The sequence below is a fragment of the Kitasatospora sp. NPDC023176 genome, assembly GCF_055560495.1.
In genome coordinates this window covers 22,761-41,455 of sequence record NZ_JBVHIP010000028.1, presented here as the reverse complement: position 1 = coordinate 41,455, position 18,695 = coordinate 22,761, and the positions used below count along the sequence as shown (strand labels likewise).

Below are 18,695 nucleotides of genomic sequence, written 5' to 3'. Positions count from 1 at the left end.
TCTGGCGTGGCCGGCGGTCACCAGGTGGCGCCGGCGGGCGTGGTGGTGGTCATCGTGCTCTTCTCCGGTTCGGTTAGCGTCCGTCACTGGACCGACGGATCCCGACGCGAGGATGTGACAGATGAGCGGGGAACTTTCCGGAGCGGATCTCCTGGCCGCGCAGTTCGAGGCGGAGCGCCCCCAACTGCGGTCCGTGGCCTACCGGATGCTCGGTTCGGTCGCCGAGGCCGAGGACGCCGTGCAGGAGGCGTGGCTGAAGCTGAGCCGCAGTGACGTGGGCGAGGTGCGCAACCTGGGGGCCTGGCTGACCACCGTGGTCGGCCGGGTCTGCCTGGACCAGCTGCGCTCCCGGGCCTCCTGCCGGGAGGATCCGCTGCCCGAGCAGGAGGGGCAGGTGCGGCTGCCGGATCCGGTGGTGAGCGGGCTGGCGGCGCCGGACCCGGTGCACGAGATCCTGGTCACCGACTCGGTGGGGATCGCGCTGATGGTGGTGCTGGAGACGCTCTCCCCGGCGGAGCGGGTGGCCTTCGTGCTGCACGACATGTTCGAGGTGCCCTTCGACGGGATCGCCGAGGTGCTCGGCCGCACCGCCGCCTCGACCCGCCAGCTGGCCAGCCGCGCCCGCCGCCGGGTCCAGGGCGCCACCCCGGCCGCCGACGCGGACGAGGTCCGCAAGCGCGCGGTGGTGGAGGCCTTCCTGACCGCCGCCCGGGGCGGTGACTTCGACGCCCTGATGACGGTGCTCGACCCGGAGGTGGTGGCTCGGTCCGACGGCGGCGCGCTGGTGCCGAGCGTGCTGCGCCGGGGCGCGGCCGAGGTGGCCTCCCAGGCGATCGCCTTCGCCCGGTTCGCCGCCGACGGGCGCCCGGTGCTGGTCAACGGCTCGCCCGGGGTGGTGTCCTTCGCCGACGGCCGTGCGCTGTCGGTCATGTCGTTCACCATCCACGGGGGCCGGATCACCGGTCTGGACATCCTCACCGACCCGGTCCGGCTGGCCGCGCTGGGCCTCACCGGGTAGCCGTACGGGAACGCGGACGGGCCGTCCGGCGACCTGCCGGGCGGCCCGTGGCGGCCCTGGAGCGGGGATCAGACGGACAGGTAGATCGCGCTGCCCAGTCCGGCCAGGAAGCAGTACACCGCGAACGGCGTCAGGCTGCGGGTCTCGAAGTACTTGGTGAGGAAGCGCACCGAGATGTAGCCGGCCACGAAGGCGGCGACGCTGCCGGCCGCGACCGGGCCGAGCACGGCGGAGTTCTCCGGCTTGAACAGCTCGGGCACCTTCAGCACCGAGGCGGCCAGGATGACCGGGGTGGCGAGCAGGAAGGAGAACCGGGCGGCGTCCTCGTGGTGGAGTCCGCGCAGGATGCCGGCGCTCATGGTGACGCCGGAGCGGCTGATGCCGGGGAACAGCGCGAGGATCTGGGCGGCGCCGATCCAGGCGCCCTGGCCGTAGCCGAGCCTGGTCAGCCGGACGTCGGAGGCGATCGCCGGGTCCAGTCCGGGCTCGTCGACGGGGGCGGCGTGCCCGGCCCGGCGCCGGCCGCTGCCGCCGCGCTTGAGCCGTTCGGCGCCGAGCAGCACCAGCCCGTTGACGGCGAGGAAGACGGCGGCCGGCAGGGGCTTGCCGAGCGCGTGCCGCAGGGCCTTCTCCAGGACGAGGCCGGCCACGCCGACCGGGATGGTGGAGATGATGAGCAGCCAGGCGAGCCGCTCGTCCCGGGTCTGCACCCGGCGGTGCCGGATCGAGCCGGCCAGTCCGCTGACCACCCGGACCCAGTCCCGCCAGAAGAACACCACCAGGGCGAGCGCGGTGGCCAGGTGCAGGGCGACCAGGGCGGCGAGGTAGGAGGAGCCGTCGGCGGTCATGTCGAGGTCCTGCTGGATCTTCCCGCCGATCACGGCCGGGAGCAGGATGCTGTGGCCCAGGCTGGACACCGGGAAGAGTTCCGTCACACCCTGCAGCAGGCCGACGCCTATCGCTTCCGGGTAGGTCAGGGTGGACATCGCGCACCTTCGCTCTGGGGTCTGCGGCCGGTGGATTCGGTGGCCTCCGCGAAGCTACTACGGGCATGTAGACGCCTGGCAGCCCCGCCGCCAGAAGTTCATCGAGCGTATGTCCGGGTGTCATCGCGTATGTCCGGGTGTCATCGGCCCCGAGCCGGTGGACCGGCGACCCGGTGGACCAGCAACCCGGTGACGGCGCCCGGCAGTCCGGTGGGCACGGCCTGCTGCACGGCCCGGCCGAGCACCACCCCGGCGGTCGCCGCGAGCGGGGTGCCGCCGAGCAGCAGCGCGACGGTCAGTACGGCGCACAGCCGGGGCCGGCGGTCCATCGGGGGCCTCCATCGGGGCGAGGGGTCGACGCCCCGCCCACGATGCCGCCTCCCGTAGCGTCAAGCTCAAGTCCTTTTCGGGAGTGAGCGGTTCAGCCTCCGCCCGGTGCAGGCCCCGGCCCGGTTCAGACCGCCACCCGCCGCCAGCCCGATCCGTCGGCCGGCACCGGCGCGGTGGCGAAGTCGTAGCGCAGCAGCTCCGGTCCGAGCGCCAGCAGCGAGATCGAGGAGGAGCCCCAGATCCGTCCGTCGCCGAAGTCCCGGCGCTGGATCAGCGCGGCGTCCGCGTCCAGGGCCAGTCCGTCGCCGGTGATGATCGGCAGCCAGCCGCCCCAGGCTTCTTCGGTCGTCCCGCCGGCGGTCGGCTCGGGCCGGGGCTCGGCGAGCAGGCGGGCCCGGAAGTGGTCGGCGCGCGCGGCCATCAGGGAGCGGATCCGCTCGGAGGCGGTGCGGCTGGCGGCCGTCCCCTCCAGTCCGTCGTTGACCACCACGCTGAGCCCGGTGGGCAGTTGGTGTTCGGCGGGTCGTCCGCCGCCGCCCCAGCTGGTGACCCGGGCGCCGTCCGGGTGGATCTGGACGAGGTGGAAGGGGTCGTACGGGGTGAGGTCGAGGTGCCCGATGCCGCCCTCGCGCACGGCGGTGAGCGGCAGTCCGCCGCGGCTGAGCCGGGTGGTGGCGGGGGCGAGCGGGCCGAAGCCGTTGAGCAGGCAGGCGGCGGTGCGCCGGTCGGGGTCGGCGGCCAGCCAGGTGCCGCCGGCCGCGAGGTCCAGTCCGCCGACGAGTCCGGGGCGTTGCGGCCAGTGGTGGCCCGGGGGCTGCCAGGCGCGTCCGAGGTACTCGTCCCGGACGGACAGCAGCAGCACCGGCACCGCTGAATCAGGCTCGATGCTGACGAACGCGGTGCACACGGCCCGTCCCCCTGACCTGGTCGTTCCGAAGATCCACCAGCGATCTTCGCACGCCTGTTCGCGCACCGGAAGTGGCCCAAGGAACCGGTCGTCGAATGCACCACGGGCGGGGGCCGGCGGGCTCCTAGGCTGGCGACCGTGACGACGAACGAGACCCAGAACGAGACCCAGAACGAGACCGGGACGAGCGGGGCCGCGGCCCACGTGCCCGCCCCCGCGCAGCGCCTCCCGATGGCGAGGCTCGCCCCCGCCTTCTACCAGGCGATGATCGCCGTGGACCGGGCGTCCCGGGAGGGTCTGGACCCGGCCCTCGCCGAGCTGGTCAAGGTGCACGCCTCGATGATCAACGGCTGCGCCTTCTGCATCGACATGCACGCCACCGACGCCCGCAAGAACGGCGAGCAGGACCACCGCCTGCTCTCGCTCCCCGCCTGGCGCGAGACCCCCTGGTTCACCGCCCGTGAGCGCGCCGCCCTCGCCCTCACCGAGTCGGTCACCCTGCTGACCCGGGGCCATGTGCCGGACGCCGTGTACGACGAGGCCGCCGCGCAGTTCGAGCCGGCCGAGCTGGCCCAGCTGATCGCGCTGATCACCACCATCAACGCCTGGAACCGGATCGGCGTGTCCACCCGCATGAGCCCGGCCGCGAAGTGAGCGGGGCCGCGATGACCACGCAGCGGGAGAGGGCCGCCCAGCAGGAGAAGGCCCGGCTGCTCCGGGAGCTGCACCGCCCGGGCGAGCCGCTGGTGCTGGCCAACGTGTGGGACGCGGCGAGCGCCCGGCTGGTGGCCGGCGCCGGGGCGCGGGCGGTGGCGACGGCCAGTGCCAGCGTGTCCTGGTCGCTCGGCAGCCCGGACGGCGGCGGCGCCGACCGGGACCAGGTGCTGGCCCGTACCGCCGAGGTGGTCCGCTCGGTCGACCTGCCGGTCACCGCGGACCTGGAGAGCGGCTACGCGGACACCCCGGCCGGGGTCGGCGCGACCGTCACCGCGCTGCTCGCCACCGGCGCGGTCGGGGTGAACCTGGAGGACGCCGAGTACACCCCGGCGCAGGCCGCCGAGCGGATCGCGGCGGCCCGGGCGGCGGCGGACGCGGCGGGCGTCCCGCTCTTCGTCAACGGCCGCACCGACGTCTTCCTGCACGCCCTGGGCGAGCCCGAGGGCCGGCTGGACGAGGCGGTCCGCCGGCTGCGGGCGTACGTCGAGGCGGGCGCGGACGGCGTGTTCGTCCCCGGCGTCGCCGACCCGGAGACCATCGCCGCGCTGGTCGCGGCCGTCCCGGCCCCGCTGAACGTGCTGGCCGGCCCCGGCTCTCCGTCGGTGGCCGAGCTGGCGAAGCTCGGGGTGGCCCGGATCAGCCTGGGCCCGGGCCTGGCCAGGGTGGCGTACGCGGCGGTCCGCCGCGCGGCCGAGGAGGTGTACGCGAGCGGCACGTACACCTCCCTGGACGGCGGGCTGACCTACCCGGAGCTCAACGGCCTGTTCCGGGGCTGAGCGCCGGCCGGGACCGGCCGCGGACGGAACTGCGGACGGAAGCGGACGGTGAAGGGACGGATCGGCTGGCCGGACGGGGGTCGGTCAGCCGATCTGCCCGCTGAGCCCCGGGTGGCTCATCTGGTTGGTGCCGATGGCCTCCACCTCGTCGGCGGTGTGCCCGACGACCGGGAGCTTGCCCGCGGTCTGCAGGGCGAGGTCGGCGGGGGAGAGGGTGAGACCGTCGGTGAGGCCGCCGGTGGCGTCCGGCGAGCTGGCGGTCTGGCTGGTGGCGGAGGCCGCCGGGACGGCGAGGGCGAGGCCCGCCATGGTGAGGGCGGCCAGGGTGGCGAGTTTCTTCATGCCCTGCCGAACGACCGGGCCGCCCTCAGGTAACCGGGTGACGGTGACCGTCACCCTCGGTCCCCGCGTTTCAGGCCGTCACCCGCAGGGTCCGCACGCTGTTGCTGACGAACGAGCCGATCGGCTCCGGCCGTTCGCCCGCCGCCAGGGCCAGCCCCGGGAACCGCCCGAACAGGTGCCGCAGCGCCGTCTCGGCCTCCAGCCGGGCCAGCCCCGAGCCGAGGCAGAAGTGCGGGCCGTGGCCGAGCGAGAGGTGCCGGGCGGGCTGCCGGGTGAGGTCGAAGCGGTCGGCGTCCGGGTAGTGCCCGGCGTCGCGGCCGGCCGCGGCGTAGGAGGCGAGCAGCGCCTCGCCGCGCCGGATCACCACGTCGCCGACCGCGATGTCCTCGCTCGCGTAGCGCAGCGGGAACTGGCCGACGGGCGAGTCGTAGCGCAGGGTCTCCTCCACCACCGCGGACCACGGCCGGTTGCCGTCCAGCACCAGTCGCAGCTGGTCGGGGTGGGCGAGCAGGGCCCGGACGGCGTTGGTGATCAGGTTGAGCGTGGTCTCGTGCCCGGCGACCAGCATCAGCAGCAGGGTGCCGACGAGTTCGGCCTCGCTGAGCCCGTCGCCGGCCTCGCGGGCGGCGATCAGGTCGGTGGTCAGGTCGTCGCCGGGGGCGGCCCGCTTGGCGGCGACCACCGAGGCCAGCAGCGCGTTCAGGTCGCGCTGGGCGGCGAGGGCCGCGTCCGGGGTGGCGGAGCTGGAGACCAGGGTGTCGGACAGGGCGTGGAGTTGGTCCTGCTGCTCCGCGGCGAGCCCGAGCAGTTCGCCGATCACCTGCATCGGCAGCGGGTAGGCGAAGTGCTCGCGCAGGTCGAACTCGCCGTCCAGCTCGGCCACCCGGTCCAGCAGGGCGACGGTCCGAGCCTCGATCGCGGGGGCCAGCGCGGCTATTCGGCGCGGGGTGAAGGCCTGGCTGACCAGCCCGCGCAGCCGCTTGTGGTCCTCGCCGTCGGCGGTGATCATGCCGGGCACCACGACGAAGTTGAGCAGCGGCCAGCCGTACGGCAGCCGGCCCTCCCGGAAGGTGTCCCACAGCTGGGGGTTCTTGCCGACCCGGGGGTCGGCCAGCAGCGCCTGGAGGGTGTCGTGGTGGGTTACCGCCCAGACCACCACCCCACCAGGGAGTTCCACCAGGACGGCCGGACCGGCTGCCCGGAGGCGGGCGTTCTCTCCGTGCTGGTCGCGTCCGAAGGGGTCGAGCCGGACGGGCTCGGGGCGGGTGCCGCGGAAGTCGTCGGCGGTGTCCATGCGGGCCTCTCGGGGGCTGGCGGGCGGGGCGGGGTGAAGGCGCTGTACAGCACCGGGAGGGCGACCAGGGCCCGTGACCACGGGGACGGCCGCCAGGCCAACTCGCTCGGCGGTACGGCCAGTTGGAGGTCGGGCAGCCGGTGCAGCAGGGTTTCGACGGCGGTCTCGACGATGATCCGGGCCGGGTGCTGGGCCGGGCAGACGTGCTTGCCGGCGCCCCAGGCGAGGTGGGCCCGGTTGCCGCCGAGCGAGCCCTGCGTGGCGGAGGCGGCGCCCTGGGCGGCCGGGTCGGCGTTGGCCGCGGCCAGGCCGAGTACCAGCATGTCGCCGGCGCTGACGTACTGGCCGCCGAGCACGGTGTCGCCGGTGGCCCAGCGGCCGGGGAAGTTCTGGGTGGGCGGGTCGCGCCAGAGCACCTCCTCCAGCGCGTCGGAGACGGTGAGCCGCCCGCCGGTGAGGGTGGCCCGGAAGCGGCGGTCGGTGAGCAGCAGCCGCAGGGTGTTGCCGATCCAGTTGATGCAGGTCTCGTTGCCCGCGACCATCATCACGACCAGGTGGTGCGCCGCCTCCTCGTCGGTCAGCCCGGCCGGGTGGGCGAGCAGCCAGGAGGTGAGGTCGGCGCCGGGCGCGGCGCGGCGGTGCCGGACGAGTTCGGTCAGGGTGGTCTGGAACTCCCCGGCGGCGCGCACCGATTCGGGTCCGCTGTCGACGAAGTGGCTGATCAGTTCGATCATCCGGGGCCCGCTGCCGGCGGGCAGGCCGACCAGCTGGGTGGAGACCAGCAGCGGCAGCGCGCGGGCGTACTGGCCGATCAGGTCGGCGGTGCCGTCCGGGCCCCAGCTGTCGATCAGGCCGTCGGCGGCGGCCTCGGTGGTCTCGCGCAGCTGCCGGTGGTCGATCTGGGCGAGGGTGTCCGAGACGGCGGCGCGCAGCCGCTGGTGCTCGGCGCCGTCCAGGTTGAGCAGGGTGGGACGCCAGGCGGTCATCGGCTGCAGCCGGGAGTCGGGGGCGAGCCGGCCCTCGGCGGGGACCCGCCAGTGCCGCGAGTCCTTGGAGAACAGGGCCTCGTTGCGGGTGAGTTCGAGCAGTTCGGGGTAGCCGAGGACGAGCCAGGCCTCCACCCCGGGTTCCAGCTCGATCGGCGCGACCGGTCCGTAGCGTTCGCGCAGCCGGGCGTACAGGCCGTGCGGGTCGTCGGCGACGGCCTGGCCGTACAGCGGGGTGAGCGGGACGCCGACGGGCAGTCCGCTGCCGTGCGGGGTGCCGTAGGGGGCGCCGGCACCGTGCGCGACCGGGCAGCCGGCGGCCCGCGGCGGTTCGGGCGCGGTCACGGCTGCAGCTCCAGGAGTGAGCTGCGGTGCAGGTGGTCGACGAAGTCGATCAGCAGGTCGTAGGACTGCCGCCGGTCCCGGGCGTCGCAGAACAGGATCGGCACGTCCGGCAGCAGGTCCAGTGCCGAGCGCAGCTCCTCCTCCGGGTAGCTCGGCGTGTCCGGGAAGGTGTTGACGGCGACCGCGAAGGGGATGCGCTGCTCCTCCAGGCGGCCGAGCACGTCGAAGCTCTCGTCCGGGCGGCGCAGGTCGACCATCGCGATGGCGCCGAGCGCGCCGCGCGACAGGTCGTCCCACAGCGGCCAGAACCGCTGCTGCCCGGGCGTGCCGAACAGGTACAGCGCGAGCCGGGAGTTGAGCGTGATCCGGCCGAAGTCCAGCGCGACCGTGGTGGTGGTCTTGCCGCTGCGCCCGGTGAGGTCGTCCACGCCGCTGCTGGCGGCGGTCATGGTCTCCTCGGTGCGCAGCGGGGTGATCTCGCTGAGCGAGCCGACCAGGGTGGTCTTGCCGACCCCGAACGGGCCGGTGACCAGGATCTTCACCGCGCCCTGCACCGAGGACGGCAGGTACTGCGGACCGGCCGGCCGGGAGGCGGGGGCTTCAGCGGAGTTGGCGGAGGCCAACGAGCACCTCTTCCAGGAGGGTTGTGGGCAGGCGTTCGGCCTGCGGGACGGGCGGGAGCACCTGCACGGCGCCGAGGTCCCAGAGGTCGCCGACCAGCACCTTGACGACGCCGAGCGGCAGCCCCAGGTGGGCCGCCACCTCGGCGACGGACAGCAGGCTGTGGCAGAGCCCGAGGATGCGCCGGTGCTCCCGGTTGAGCAGGGCGTGTTCGGGCAGTGCCGGTGGTTCGGGCTGCCCTAATGGTCCGGGCAGGGCGCTGACCAGGCTCTCGACGGCGAGGTCGGCGCGGGTGGGGCGGCTGCGCCCGCCGGTGATGACGTAGGGCCGGACCGGCCCGTTCACCGGTGGCCCCCCGCCGCGTGGTCGACGCGCGGCGGGCTGGTGAGGTGGGTGCCGATCCGCTCGACCAGGACCTGCATCTGGTACGCGACCAGTCCGGCGTCGACCGCCTCGCTGGTCACCACGGCCAGGTGGGCGCCGGCCCCGGCGGCGACGATGAACAGGTAGCCGCCGCCGTATTCGATGATGATCTGGCGGGTGGCGCTGCCGGGGCCGCCGAAGCCGGCCGCGACGCCGCGGGCCAGCGACTGCAGGCCGGAGCAGGCGGCGGCGAGCCGTTCGGCGTCCTCGCGGGCGATGTCGGCGCTGCGGCCGATCTCCAGGCCGTCGTTGGAGACGACGACGGCGTGCTGGACCTGGGGGACGGCGATGATGTCGGCGAGCAGCCAGCCGAGATCGGGGGTGGTGGTCATGGAACTCTCCGGAGCGCTGGGGAAGTCGGGGGAAGTCGGGGAGCGGGAGGGTCAGTGGGGGCCGGGCGGGGTCTGGCCACGGGCGGCGGAGCGGCCGCTGGCGGTCCCGGCCTGGAACATCGCCATGAACGCCTGCGCGTCCCGGGCCGAGCGGTACGGCGGCTCGGGCGGGGGTGGGGGAGCGGCGTGCTGGGCGGGGCGGTTCGCGCGGTCGCGCCGGTGGCTGCGGCGGGGCAGCGGCGGCGGGGTGTCGCCGGCCGCGGGGGGCCCGGGCGGGGTCTCCAGCATGGGGTGGCCGGTGCCGGGGCGGTCGAAGCCGGGATGGTCGAAGTCGGAGTGGTCGAAGCCGGTGACCGCTCGCGGGCCGGGGTTGAACGCCCGGTCGTCCGGCCCGAGTCCGGGGACGGTGGGCGGCAGCGGCTCGGTGAGCAGGGCGTTCGGCAGCAGCACCACGACCCGCACCCCGCCGTACGGTGAGGGCGCCGAGCTGAGGGTGACCCGGAAGCCGTAGCTCTCGGCGAGCCGGCCCACCGCGGCCAGCCCCAGCTGCGGCAGCTCGCCGAGCCGGGAGACCTCCAGGCTGCTGCCCCCGGCGAGCGCGGCGGCGGCCTTGGCGACGGCCTGGTCCGGCATGCCGACCCCGCCGTCGTCGATCTCGATGACGGCGCCGTTGTGCACCGGCATCAGGGTGACGAACACCTGGGTGCTGGGCGGGGAGTAGCGGGTGGCGTTGTCCAGCAGCTCGGCGATGGCGTGGATCAGCGCCTCGGCGGCGGCGCCGACCACCGCGGTCTCGATCCGGCTGCGCACGACCACCCGCTGGAACGGCAGGATGCGCGACTGGGCGCCGCGCACCACGTCCTCCAGCGAGACCGGTTCCGGCCAGTGCCGGCCGGCCCGGGCGCCGCACAGCACGGCCAGGGTCTGGGCCAGCCGGGCTTGTTGGGCGGCGGCGTGGTCGGCCTTGAGCAGGCCCTCCAGCAGCGCCGGGTCGTCGTGGGTGCGTTCCATCTCGTCGAGCAGGGCCTGCTGGTCGTGGGCCATGACGAGGATCCGGCGGGCGACGCTGAGGAAGGCCCGCTGGGTGGAGGCGGTGTGCTCCTGCTCCTGTTGGACGGCGGCCAGGTCGGCGCCCCGGCGGGAGAGTTCGGCCGTCAGCTGTTCCTGGAGCCGGGTGAGTTCGCCGTCCAGCCGGTCGGCCCGGCCGCGCTGGGTGACGGACACGGCGCGGTACCGCGCGGCGGCCACGAGGGCGAGGACGGCGAGCACGCCGGTAGCCGTTGCGCACCACTGAGTCATCGTCACGCGGCGAATTCTAGGGCGATGATCCTACGAAGGTGTGAACGGATCTCGCCAAGTGACCGGATCTCGTCAATATCGAGTCAATACACCGTCATTCCCGCGTCGTTCGGACGCGATCCCGGGCCCCTGGCAAGGTGCCCGGTCGTTCGTCCAGGGCCCTTCGCCCCCCTCCGGTGTGACGGGTGGTGGCCGGTTCGCACCCTGGGATGTGGGGGACTTGTGTGCACCATGTTGTTGAACGTGCGACATTCGGTGCAGGTGAACGATCCGGTGGGCGCTACGGAACGGGCCCCACCCGGTGCAGGAGCAGCAGGCGCACGCAGCGCATCGGGCTACGGGCGGGAGTGGGCACTGAATCCTCGTCCCCCGGATCCGTGGTCCGCGGTCGTTCCCAGCCGCCGCACCAGCACCAGGGTCCGGTCGTCCGCCACGTCCTGCGCCACCGCCTCCACCAGCCGCTGCGCCGCCCCCCGGACCAGCAACTGCTGCGGCCGGTGGGCGCGCACCTCCGGCTCGGCCGCCGTCAGCAGCCGGCTGACGCCCTCGTCCAGGTCCCGGCCCGGCACCTCCACCAGGCCGTCACTGAACAGCAGCAGCGAATCCCCGTACGCCAGCCGCCCCGACACCGCCGGGTACGGCGCCCCCGGCACCAGCCCCAGCGCCGGACCGCCGTGCTCCGACGGCACCCAGCCGGAACGCCCGCAGAACCGCACCGGCGGCGGATGGCCCGCGTTGAACAGCCGGTAGCGGCCCGTCGCCGGGTGCAGCGCCAGATGGACGGCCGTCGCGAAGTCGTCCTCCCAGCCCATCCGGACCAGGTGGTCGTTGGCGGCCGGCAGGAAGGCCTCCGGCGGCACCCGGCCCAGCAGCATCGCGAACGCCCCCGACAGGTGCGTCGACCGGGCCGCCGCCCGACTGCCCTTGCCCGAGACGTCCACCAGCACCAGCTCCAGCAGGTCCTCCTCCGGGCGGTGGGCGCACAGCAGGAAGTCCCCCGAGAACGAGGCGCCCCCCACCGGGGCCAGCGCGCTGTCGAAGTGCCAGTCCAACAGCCGCTCCGGCAGCCGCGCCAACGCCCGGTTGTGCTCCGCCAGCTCCAGCAGCATCGAATCGCCCTGCGTCCCGCGCAGCCCCAGCCGGTGCCGGAACCGGTTCGCCGTCAGCACCGTCGCCCCCGTCGCGGCCACCACCACCGACACCCCCAGCCGCACCCCGCGCGGGTCCTGCACCACCGCGCCCAGCACGCTGCCCGCCAGCGCCGCGCACACCAGCACCAGCAACTGTCCCCGCCGCAGCACCAGCCCGCCCACCACCACCGGCAGCACCAGCGCCGACGGCGGCCACCCGTACGGCAACAGGATCGGCAGCACCCCCAGCAGGACCGTCACCCCGAGCAGCAGGCCCAACGCCACCCGCCCCGCCCGGCCGTCCCCGTCCAGCAGCCGCCCGTACCACCGCCGCACCCTCGCTATCAGTGCGGGCACCTGGGACCTCCGCCAAGGCGTGGGCGGTCCCCTGTCATGACCACCAGTCAGCCCGCCACACTAGCCCCTCCACCCCCAGCCCCCGGCCGCTGCCCGCCGCAGCCAGAAGCCGACGGACCCGACCTCCCCCGCGCCGGCCGGTCGGCAGGCCCCTCGCCCCTGCCCTCCCAGCACGAGAAGTCGGTGGGCCCGACGTCCCGCGCGTGCCCGAGCCCGCCGTCCAGCAGCGCGGGGCTCCCTCTCCGCAGGGGAGCCCGACGCCAGCGGCGCGCACCGGAAGTCGGCCGGTTCGACTTCCGGTGCGCGGCACGGGCTTCCGGCTACTGCTGGGGCCACGCCCGGAGGCCGGTGGTGAGGGTGGTGATGAGGCGGTCGTGGGTGGTGGTGAGGTCTTCGGAGAGTTGGAAGGCGCCGCCGATGGAGAGGGAGGCGAAGCCGTGGGCGAGGGAGCGGACGGTGCGGGCGGCGTGGATCACCTCGGGGCCGTCGAGGCCGTACTCGCGGAGGACGGCGACGATGACGCCGACGAGCCGGGTGGCCGCGCGGGTGAGGTCGTCGTCGGGCTGGGGGGCCTGGGGGAGGGCGCTGTAGCGGTGGGGGTGTTCGGTGGCGTAGGCCTGGTAGGCGCGCAGGACGGCGGTGACCGCGTCGTCCCCGCTGCGGCCGACGGCGGCTTCCGCGAGCCGGTCGGCGAGTTCCTCGGTGACCCGGACGGCGATGAGCCGCCGCAGTTCGGCGAGGCCGCCGCTGACGTGCTTGTACAGCGAGGGGGTGGCGACTCCGGCGCGGGTGGCGACGGAGGCGAGCGTGAGGGCTTCGGTGCCCTGGTCGTCGATGAGGGCGAGGGCGTGGTCGACGACCTGGTCGGGGGTCAGTCCTACGCGGGGCATGGCTTCGGGGTCTCCGTACGGGGGGCGGGGGCAGGCGGGGTCAGGCAGGGATCAGGCAGGGGGCAGGCGGGATCAGGCGAGTTCGGCGAGGAAGGGCAGCAGGGCGTCGGCCACGGCCCGGGGGTTGTCGGCCATCGGGTAGTGCCCGGAGCCTTCGATCATGATCTTCCGCGCACCGAGCTTCTCGGCCTGGAGGTCGGCGATGGCTTCCGGCTTGGGGAAGTCGGGGTCCTTGCTGCCCATCAGGACGAGGGAGGGGCAGCGGACGGCAGCGGTCCAGCCGATCGGCGCGGAGTCGCCGGTGACGTGGCCGCGGGTGGCGGTCTTGCGGCCGGGGCTGCGCAGGGCGGCGACCAGTCCGTCGACGTAGCCGTCGAGGTCGGCGGGGCGGGGGCCGGGGTAGGCCATCTTGCGCAGGTAGTAGCCCCAGACCGCGGGCCACCGGACCATGGCGGCGCCCATCACGACCATGACGCCCCGCATGAGGGCGTTGGCCCGGTGTTCGACGAAGGCGTCGATCAGGGCGATTCCGGCGACCCGTTGGGGTGCGTCCCCGGCGGCCTTGACGACCGTCGCGCCGGTGTAGGACTGGCCGACCAGGACGGCCCGTTCGATGCCGAGGTGGTCGAGCAGGGCGAGGACGTCGGTGGCGATGGCGGCGGGGCTGTAGTCGTCCCAGACGATGGAGGATTCGCCGAAGCCGCGCAGGTCCATGGTGATGACCCGGTGGCCGGCGGCGGTGAGCAGCGGGTGCAGGTGCCGGTAGGCGCGGCGGGAGTCGAGCATGCCGGGGAGCAGGACGACGGGGGTGCCGTCGCCCTGCCGGGTGTCGTCGTACGCGAGGCGGCCGCCGGGGACGTCGAGGTACTGGGTGCTCGGGGTGGTGGTGCCGTTCATGGTGGGCCTCCGCTGGCTCGCTCGGTGCTGCCGATAGCCATAAAGCTAAGGCTAATAGCCTTAGCCGTCAAGGGCCCTTGCTCGGGAACCCGCTCAGGCCCCCTCGATCTTGAACGGGTCGTGCTCGCTGAGCAGCTTGTCCAGCCGGGCCTGGTCCACCCGGGCGAGGGTGTCCGAGGACTCCTGCCGGTCCCGGATCACCTTGGCGAGCGTGAAGGAGGAGGTGACGGTGTAGAGGAGGCCGATCCCGAGGAAGGCCCGGGTCCAGCCGCCGACGGGCAGGTAGGCGATCCCGGCGGCGAGGGTCACGCCGGAGATGGCGAAGGAGAGGACGGCCTGGACGTAGTACGCGGCCGTGGTCCGTGACTGCATCGGTGCGCTCATGGCGCCAGGATGTGCCGGGGCGGCCTGGTTGCACATGAGTAGGAGTACTCAGATGAGCCAGGCGACTGAGGTGTCGTTCGTTGACGACCGATCACCTGTTCCACTGCCGTCCCGGACGGATGGCTTGGAATCAGGGCGTCCTAGGATTAACGTCTGATAACGCAGCGCGGTCGTCAATGCCGTACCCAGACGGCACCGTGCGCCGTCGCCTAATCCCGCCGGCCGGCCTCCGGGCAGGCCAGGGAGCCGGGGAACCACGTTCCTTGGGGTGAATCGGCGGGGCCCCGGCCCGGCCGTAGGAGACCTTCCTGCTCCGAACCCGTCAGCTAACCCGGTAGGCGCGAAGGAAGGAAAGGAGCACGCCTCCGTGGCGTCGACGCACACCCCGGCACACCCGGCCGGCCCCGCAGCCGGTACCCAGCTCCTCGACCACCCCGGCCCGGACGGCCCGGACGCGTTCGCCCCGGAGGCCGAGGCCAACCGCCACCGGATGCCGCGTCAGACCCGCGGGGCCTCCCCGCTGCTCGGCGTCACCGCCGTCGCCGCCACCCTGGGAGCCACCGGCTTCGCCTCCGCGACCCCGGCCGCCGCGCCCGCCGTCGAGGCCCCGGACGAGTCGCCGGTCGCCCTGGCCGCCGACCCCGGCCTCGCGCTCGCCGCCCGCATCCAGCAGCAGGCCGACAGCCAGCGCACCGCCGCCGAGGAGGGCGCCCGACTGCAGGCCGCCCAGGAGGCCGGCGCCAAGGCCGCCGCCAAGGAGGCGGAGGCCAAGCGCGCCGCCGAGGAGGCCGAGCGGGCCAAGGCCGCCGCCCTCACCCTGCCGGTGAAGGACTACAGCCTCTCCGCCCACTACGGCCAGAGCGCCCGCTACTGGGCCCACCTGCACACCGGCCTGGACTTCGCCGCCGACACCGGCACCGCGGTGTTCGCGGTCGGCCAGGGCACCATCACCTCGGCTGGCTGGTCCGGCTCGTACGGCTACCGGATCGTCGAGACCCTGCCCGACGGCACCGAGATCTGGTACTGCCACCTCTCCTCGATCATCAAGGGCTCCGGCACGGTGACCTCCGGCCAGCAGATCGGCAAGGTCGGCGCGACCGGCAACGTCACCGGCCCGCACCTGCACCTGGAGGTCCGCCCCGGCGGCGGCGCCCCCGTCGACCCGGAGACCTGGCTCCAGCAGCGCGGCCTCACCCCGTAAGGACCGCGAAAGCACGAAAGGACCGCGGAACCGCAGGGCCGCGAGACCCGTAAGGGCCGCGAGACCTCGTGAGGACCGCGAGACCCCGTAAGACCGTGAAGCAGGGCCCCGGGCGCGCCGCCCGGGGCCCTTCCGGCACCTCACTCCGGCGGCAGCTGCGCCAGGTACGCGTCGATCTCGGCCGTTCCCGGCTCCGGCGCGAGCTCGGGGAACTCCTCCACCAACAGCCGTGGCAGCCCGGGCACGGTCCAGTCGCCGAGCAGGTCGAGCGCCACCTCGGCGGCGGCCGCCTCGAAGTCCTCGAAGTCCCCGGCCAGCTCGTCGGGCATCGGCCGCCCCAGCGCGTTCAGCTCGGCCAGGTTGCGGTAGCTGCGCCGCATCAGGCCCTGCTCCAGCAGCCGCCGGGCGCCGTCGGTGGCCATGCCGACCGACAGCACCCGGCCCGGCCCCCAGCCCTGCTCGTCCGGTTCGTCCAGCCAGCCGGTCGGCGTCAGCGCCTCGTACCCGGCCAGCCGCTCCTCCTCGCTCAGCCCGGCGAAGCCGGCCAGCCAGTCCCGGACGGCCGCCGGGTCCGTGACGTCCACCCCGTGGGCGTGCAGCAGCACCGCGTAGAGCCGGGGCCAGGTCACCAGGTCGGCGCGGCGCAGCAGTCCGGCCGCGACCTCGCCCTGCCACTCGGCCTCGGCGTGCAGCCGCTCCTGGCGCTTGGCGTTGAGCCGCTTGACCGCCCGCTGGTGGTCGACCAGCAGCCGTACGGCGTCGCCGTAGGCGAGCGGGTCCTGTTCCGGATCGGGTTGGACGTAGAGGTGGAGCCTTTCGTACAGCAGGTGCTCCACCGCGTCGGAGGTCAGTTCGGGCCAGCCGTCGTGCATCCTGCCCTCGCCCAGCTCCAGCAGCGCCAGCACCGCGCGCAGCGGCGCCTCGGCCACCGGCGCCCGGTCCTGCCCGGCCGTCCAGGCGAGCAGGTCGGCGGCCCTGGTGCGCGGGGCGAGCCGCAGGTCTTCGTCGTTCATGGTCCGAACGGTAGCCGCCGGGCGCGGGTAGGGTCGGCAGCCATGGTCCCGATACGACTCCTCGGCCCCAGGTTGGCCGTCCGCGAGTACCACCACACCCCGGAGGAACTGGACGCGCTGCACGCGCTGTACAGCGACCCGGAGGTCACCCGCTACCTGCCGTTCGAACCGCGCGACCGGGAGACCTGCGCCGACCAGATCGAGCTCTACCTGGAGGAGGCGATGGCCGAGGAGCGGGACACCTACCGGCTCGCCGTGGTCCGCCGGGAGGACGCCGAGGACCCGGAGGACGCCGTGCCGGTCGCGCACGCCAGCCTCACCCTCGGCAAGTACCGCTCCGCCTACCTCGGCTACGTGCTGAGCCGCCGGGTGTGGGGCCTCGGCTACGCCGGCGAGATCGCCGGACTGCTCTGCGAGTTGTCCTTCGGTCCGCTCGGCCTGCACCGGCTGGCCGCCCGGGTCGACGTGGACAACACCGCCTCGGCCAAGGTGCTCACCCGGCTCGGCTTCCAGCTGGAGGGGCGGGTCCGGCACGACCTGCTCAAGGGCGGGGTCTGGTGCGACTCGTACCAGTACTCGCTGCTCGCCGACGAATGGTCCGGCCGGCAGTAGCGGGCCGGCAGTAGCGGGCCGGGGCCGGGGGTTAACCCCACCCCCGATCCGCCGGTCCTCCGGATGTTTGCCGAGCCGCGCCCCGGCCAGACTTGAACACGTCAGCAGGTACGAACGTGAGCGCGAACGAGGGGCCGGGATCCGGGAGATGAGCAGCAGCCGAAGCACGCTGGATCAGGAGTGGGATGCCCCGGGCGGTCACGGCGACGACGGCGTCCGCCCGGCCGGGGCCCGCCGCACCGAGCGGCCGCCGGGCTTCTGGCGGGCGCCGTTCTCCGGCCACTACTACCGGGAGGTCGGCTACGCGCTCACCGGTCTGCCGGTCGCGATCGTCGGTTTCGCCGTCGCGATCGCCCTGTTCTCCTTCGGCATCGGCACCTTCGTCACCGTCCTCGGCCTGCCGGTGCTGGCGGGCCTGACCAGCGTCTCCCGGGGCCTGGGCCGGGCGGAGCGGGCCCGGGTGCGCGAGATGCTCGCCCTGGACGTGCCCGGTCCGGCGCCGGTGCGCCAGGAGCGTCCGGGCAGCTGGGGCGCGATCACCGCGCGGCTGGTCGACGGGCCGGGCTGGAAGGCCGCGCTGTACCAGCTGGTGATGTTCCCCTGGGCGGTGTTCAGCTTCGTGATGACGCTGACGTTCCTGCTGCTGGGCTGGGCGATGGCGCTCTACCCGCTCTACCAGTGGGTGTTCCCGCGCTACACCTCCTGGCGCGGCTACCAGCTGTTCGACTTCACCGACAGCCACCACGTCCGGCACGCCTACTACGTCGAGGGTGCCGGGCAGATCGCCGGGTTCTCGGCGATCGGGGTGCTGCTGATCTTCCTCACCGCGCAGATGGTCCGCGGCCTGACCGGCGTCAACCGGGCCGCCGCCCAGGGCCTGCTCGGCCGCTGAGCCCCGGCACCTGCCCGCGTCGCCCCCGCCCCCGCCCCGTGCTCGTTCCACCCCCGCCCCGCCCCGCCCCGCCCCGCCCCGCCCCGCCCCCGTCCGTGCTCCGGATGCGGGCGGGGCGGGCCCGTGTTCGGATGACCGGGTGATCACCGCCACCGCCCCGGACCCGGACCCGGCGTGCGTCCCGGACCCGGACGTCCTGGTCACCTCCCGTCCGCTGGACGAGTACTGCGCCCTGTTCGGCCTCACCCGCGCCCGGCTCGCCGCCCTGCCCGGCCCGCTGCTGGACTGCCCGGGCGGCGCGGCGGGCCTGGCCGCCGAGGCGCGCGGGCTGGGCTGCCGGGTGATCGCCGTCGACCCGGCGTACGCGCTGCCGCCGCCCGAGGTCGAGGCCCGGGCGTTGGCCGCCCGGGCGTCGATGGCCCTCGCGATGGCCACGCACCCCCACCTGTACCCCTCGTCCCGCCGGTGCCGCCCGCACCGCCCCGAGCGCTACCTGCGCAGCTGGGACCGCGCCCGCCTGCTGTTCGCCGCCGACTCGGCCGCCCATCCGCAGAGCTACCTGGCCGCGGCGCTGCCCCGGCTGCCCTTCGCGGACGGCGCCTTCGCCCTCACCCTGAGCGGCTACCTGATCTTCGCCTACCCCGAACTGTTCGGTCCGGAGAGCCAGTTGGCCGCCCTCGCCGAACTGGTCCGGGTGACGGCCCCGGACGGTGAGGTGCGGGTCCAGCCGCTGCACGACGGCCGGGGCCGCCACTGCGGCCACCTCGACCGACTGCGGTACGCGCTCGGCGAGCGCCGGATCGCCAGCGAGGTCCGCCGGGTGCCGCGCGGGGACGGCCGCACCCAGCGGGTGCTGGTCCTGCGGACCGTCGACCGGCGCCTCCGCCGGCCGTCGCCGTCGACCATTCCGTAATGGTCACTAGCCGGGTCTGCCCCTATACTC

General features: G+C 74.4%; 22 protein-coding genes and 1 riboswitch. Of the genes, 7 read left to right on the top strand and 15 right to left on the bottom strand.

Annotated elements, in window-relative coordinates:
• The first annotated feature begins 121 nt into the window (after positions 1-121).
• Positions 122-1,018, top strand: a complete 897-nt coding sequence (locus ACZ3YL_RS30635) for a sigma-70 family RNA polymerase sigma factor (protein ID WP_465660513.1) — start codon at positions 122-124, stop codon at positions 1,016-1,018.
• Positions 1,019-1,086: 68 nt separating this feature from the next.
• Here ACZ3YL_RS30635 and ACZ3YL_RS30630 read toward each other — a convergent pair whose 3' ends face one another.
• The 3 genes from ACZ3YL_RS30630 to ACZ3YL_RS30620 all read right to left on the bottom strand — a co-directional run bounded on the left by ACZ3YL_RS30630 (position 1,087) and on the right by ACZ3YL_RS30620 (position 3,241).
• Positions 1,087-2,004, bottom strand: a complete 918-nt coding sequence (locus ACZ3YL_RS30630; RefSeq protein WP_188303679.1) for an undecaprenyl-diphosphate phosphatase — start codon at positions 2,002-2,004, stop codon at positions 1,087-1,089.
• 140 nt (positions 2,005-2,144) lie between these two features.
• Positions 2,145-2,333: a hypothetical protein gene (locus ACZ3YL_RS30625; protein ID WP_465660512.1), complete on the bottom strand. Its 189-nt coding sequence runs from the start codon at positions 2,331-2,333 to the stop codon at positions 2,145-2,147.
• 125 nt (positions 2,334-2,458) lie between these two features.
• The gene (locus ACZ3YL_RS30620; protein WP_188303677.1) at positions 2,459-3,241 is read right to left on the bottom strand and encodes an NRDE family protein; all 783 of its coding nucleotides are present in this window, start codon (positions 3,239-3,241) and stop codon (positions 2,459-2,461) included.
• Positions 3,242-3,379: 138 nt separating this feature from the next.
• On the opposite strand from ACZ3YL_RS30620, the gene ACZ3YL_RS30615 reads away from it, so the two are divergent.
• Together ACZ3YL_RS30615 and ACZ3YL_RS30610 are read left to right on the top strand one after the other, a co-directional pair.
• Entirely contained in the window at positions 3,380-3,895 is a 516-nt protein-coding gene (locus tag ACZ3YL_RS30615) for a carboxymuconolactone decarboxylase family protein (protein WP_317620961.1), read from the top strand.
• An 11-nt stretch (positions 3,896-3,906) separates the two neighbouring features.
• Positions 3,907-4,734: an isocitrate lyase/PEP mutase family protein gene (locus ACZ3YL_RS30610; RefSeq protein ID WP_188303676.1), complete on the top strand. Its 828-nt coding sequence runs from the start codon at positions 3,907-3,909 to the stop codon at positions 4,732-4,734.
• 84 nt (positions 4,735-4,818) lie between these two features.
• Here ACZ3YL_RS30610 and ACZ3YL_RS30605 read toward each other — a convergent pair whose 3' ends face one another.
• From ACZ3YL_RS30605 to ACZ3YL_RS30555, 11 genes are all read right to left on the bottom strand, one after another.
• On the bottom strand, positions 4,819-5,076 hold the full coding sequence (locus ACZ3YL_RS30605) for a hypothetical protein (RefSeq protein ID WP_188303675.1): 258 nt from the start codon (positions 5,074-5,076) through the stop codon (positions 4,819-4,821).
• A 70-nt stretch (positions 5,077-5,146) separates the two neighbouring features.
• Entirely contained in the window at positions 5,147-6,232 is a 1,086-nt protein-coding gene (locus ACZ3YL_RS30600) for a cytochrome P450 family protein (protein WP_465660511.1), read from the bottom strand.
• Complete coding sequence (locus ACZ3YL_RS30595; protein ID WP_317620959.1) at positions 6,217-7,701, bottom strand: cytochrome P450; 1,485 nt, start codon at positions 7,699-7,701, stop codon at positions 6,217-6,219. The genes ACZ3YL_RS30600 and ACZ3YL_RS30595 overlap by 16 nt, the downstream gene beginning before the upstream one ends.
• Positions 7,698-8,324: a GTP-binding protein gene (locus tag ACZ3YL_RS30590; RefSeq protein WP_188303673.1), complete on the bottom strand. Its 627-nt coding sequence runs from the start codon at positions 8,322-8,324 to the stop codon at positions 7,698-7,700. Before ACZ3YL_RS30590 ends, ACZ3YL_RS30595 begins: the two co-directional genes overlap by 4 nt.
• Positions 8,302-8,667, bottom strand: coding sequence for a DUF742 domain-containing protein (locus tag ACZ3YL_RS30585; RefSeq protein WP_188303672.1), 366 nt, complete (start codon positions 8,665-8,667; stop codon positions 8,302-8,304). Before ACZ3YL_RS30585 ends, ACZ3YL_RS30590 begins: the two co-directional genes overlap by 23 nt.
• Entirely contained in the window at positions 8,664-9,077 is a 414-nt protein-coding gene (locus tag ACZ3YL_RS30580; RefSeq protein ID WP_030289775.1) for a roadblock/LC7 domain-containing protein, read from the bottom strand. The genes ACZ3YL_RS30585 and ACZ3YL_RS30580 overlap by 4 nt, the downstream gene beginning before the upstream one ends.
• A gap of 51 nt (positions 9,078-9,128) precedes the next feature.
• Positions 9,129-10,376 carry a sensor histidine kinase gene (locus tag ACZ3YL_RS30575; protein ID WP_223241958.1) on the bottom strand — a complete coding sequence of 416 codons (1,248 nt, stop codon included), beginning with the start codon at positions 10,374-10,376 and terminating at the stop codon, positions 9,129-9,131.
• A 335-nt stretch (positions 10,377-10,711) separates the two neighbouring features.
• Positions 10,712-11,863, bottom strand: a complete 1,152-nt coding sequence (locus ACZ3YL_RS30570; protein WP_188303670.1) for a PP2C family protein-serine/threonine phosphatase — start codon at positions 11,861-11,863, stop codon at positions 10,712-10,714.
• Positions 11,864-12,183: 320 nt separating this feature from the next.
• Positions 12,184-12,753 carry a TetR/AcrR family transcriptional regulator gene (locus tag ACZ3YL_RS30565; RefSeq protein ID WP_188303669.1) on the bottom strand — a complete coding sequence of 190 codons (570 nt, stop codon included), beginning with the start codon at positions 12,751-12,753 and terminating at the stop codon, positions 12,184-12,186.
• A gap of 72 nt (positions 12,754-12,825) precedes the next feature.
• Positions 12,826-13,650 carry an alpha/beta fold hydrolase gene (locus ACZ3YL_RS30560; RefSeq protein WP_188303668.1) on the bottom strand — a complete coding sequence of 275 codons (825 nt, stop codon included), beginning with the start codon at positions 13,648-13,650 and terminating at the stop codon, positions 12,826-12,828.
• A 93-nt stretch (positions 13,651-13,743) separates the two neighbouring features.
• The gene (locus ACZ3YL_RS30555; protein WP_188303667.1) at positions 13,744-14,034 is read right to left on the bottom strand and encodes a YiaA/YiaB family inner membrane protein; all 291 of its coding nucleotides are present in this window, start codon (positions 14,032-14,034) and stop codon (positions 13,744-13,746) included.
• Positions 14,035-14,230: 196 nt separating this feature from the next.
• Positions 14,231-14,389: riboswitch (cyclic di-AMP (ydaO/yuaA leader) on the top strand.
• Between the two features lie 12 nt (positions 14,390-14,401).
• Here ACZ3YL_RS30555 and ACZ3YL_RS30550 point away from each other — a divergent pair.
• A complete protein-coding gene (locus ACZ3YL_RS30550; RefSeq protein ID WP_465660510.1) occupies positions 14,402-15,235 on the top strand; it encodes a M23 family metallopeptidase in 834 nt (277 codons plus the stop codon).
• Positions 15,236-15,375: 140 nt separating this feature from the next.
• On the opposite strand, the gene ACZ3YL_RS30545 is transcribed toward ACZ3YL_RS30550, so the two are convergent.
• On the bottom strand, positions 15,376-16,248 hold the full coding sequence (locus ACZ3YL_RS30545) for a hypothetical protein (protein WP_188303666.1): 873 nt from the start codon (positions 16,246-16,248) through the stop codon (positions 15,376-15,378).
• A 42-nt stretch (positions 16,249-16,290) separates the two neighbouring features.
• Between ACZ3YL_RS30545 and ACZ3YL_RS30540 the strand changes: the two genes are divergently transcribed.
• From ACZ3YL_RS30540 to ACZ3YL_RS30530, 3 genes are all read left to right on the top strand, one after another.
• Entirely contained in the window at positions 16,291-16,860 is a 570-nt protein-coding gene (locus ACZ3YL_RS30540) for a GNAT family N-acetyltransferase (protein ID WP_188303665.1), read from the top strand.
• 148 nt (positions 16,861-17,008) lie between these two features.
• Entirely contained in the window at positions 17,009-17,752 is a 744-nt protein-coding gene (locus ACZ3YL_RS30535; protein ID WP_465660509.1) for a sensor domain-containing protein, read from the top strand.
• Between the two features lie 139 nt (positions 17,753-17,891).
• Positions 17,892-18,665 carry a hypothetical protein gene (locus tag ACZ3YL_RS30530; protein WP_465660508.1) on the top strand — a complete coding sequence of 258 codons (774 nt, stop codon included), beginning with the start codon at positions 17,892-17,894 and terminating at the stop codon, positions 18,663-18,665.
• The last annotated feature ends 30 nt before the right edge of the window (positions 18,666-18,695 follow it).

Coding starts and splice junctions, on each gene's coding strand:
- ACZ3YL_RS30630 (WP_188303679.1), bottom strand. CDS start 2,004: ATGTCCACCCTGACCTACCCGGAAGCGATAGGCGTCGGCCTGCTGCAG.
- ACZ3YL_RS30560 (WP_188303668.1), bottom strand. CDS start 13,650: ATGAACGGCACCACCACCCCGAGCACCCAGTACCTCGACGTCCCCGGC.
- ACZ3YL_RS30605 (WP_188303675.1), bottom strand. CDS start 5,076: ATGAAGAAACTCGCCACCCTGGCCGCCCTCACCATGGCGGGCCTCGCC.
- ACZ3YL_RS30625 (WP_465660512.1), bottom strand. CDS start 2,333: ATGGACCGCCGGCCCCGGCTGTGCGCCGTACTGACCGTCGCGCTGCTG.
- ACZ3YL_RS30580 (WP_030289775.1), bottom strand. CDS start 9,077: ATGACCACCACCCCCGATCTCGGCTGGCTGCTCGCCGACATCATCGCC.
- ACZ3YL_RS30575 (WP_223241958.1), bottom strand. CDS start 10,376: ATGACTCAGTGGTGCGCAACGGCTACCGGCGTGCTCGCCGTCCTCGCC.
- ACZ3YL_RS30540 (WP_188303665.1), top strand. CDS start 16,291: ATGGTCCCGATACGACTCCTCGGCCCCAGGTTGGCCGTCCGCGAGTAC.
- ACZ3YL_RS30635 (WP_465660513.1), top strand. CDS start 122: ATGAGCGGGGAACTTTCCGGAGCGGATCTCCTGGCCGCGCAGTTCGAG.
- ACZ3YL_RS30555 (WP_188303667.1), bottom strand. CDS start 14,034: ATGAGCGCACCGATGCAGTCACGGACCACGGCCGCGTACTACGTCCAG.
- ACZ3YL_RS30610 (WP_188303676.1), top strand. CDS start 3,907: ATGACCACGCAGCGGGAGAGGGCCGCCCAGCAGGAGAAGGCCCGGCTG.
- ACZ3YL_RS30545 (WP_188303666.1), bottom strand. CDS start 16,248: ATGAACGACGAAGACCTGCGGCTCGCCCCGCGCACCAGGGCCGCCGAC.
- ACZ3YL_RS30565 (WP_188303669.1), bottom strand. CDS start 12,753: ATGCCCCGCGTAGGACTGACCCCCGACCAGGTCGTCGACCACGCCCTC.
- ACZ3YL_RS30535 (WP_465660509.1), top strand. CDS start 17,009: ATGAGCAGCAGCCGAAGCACGCTGGATCAGGAGTGGGATGCCCCGGGC.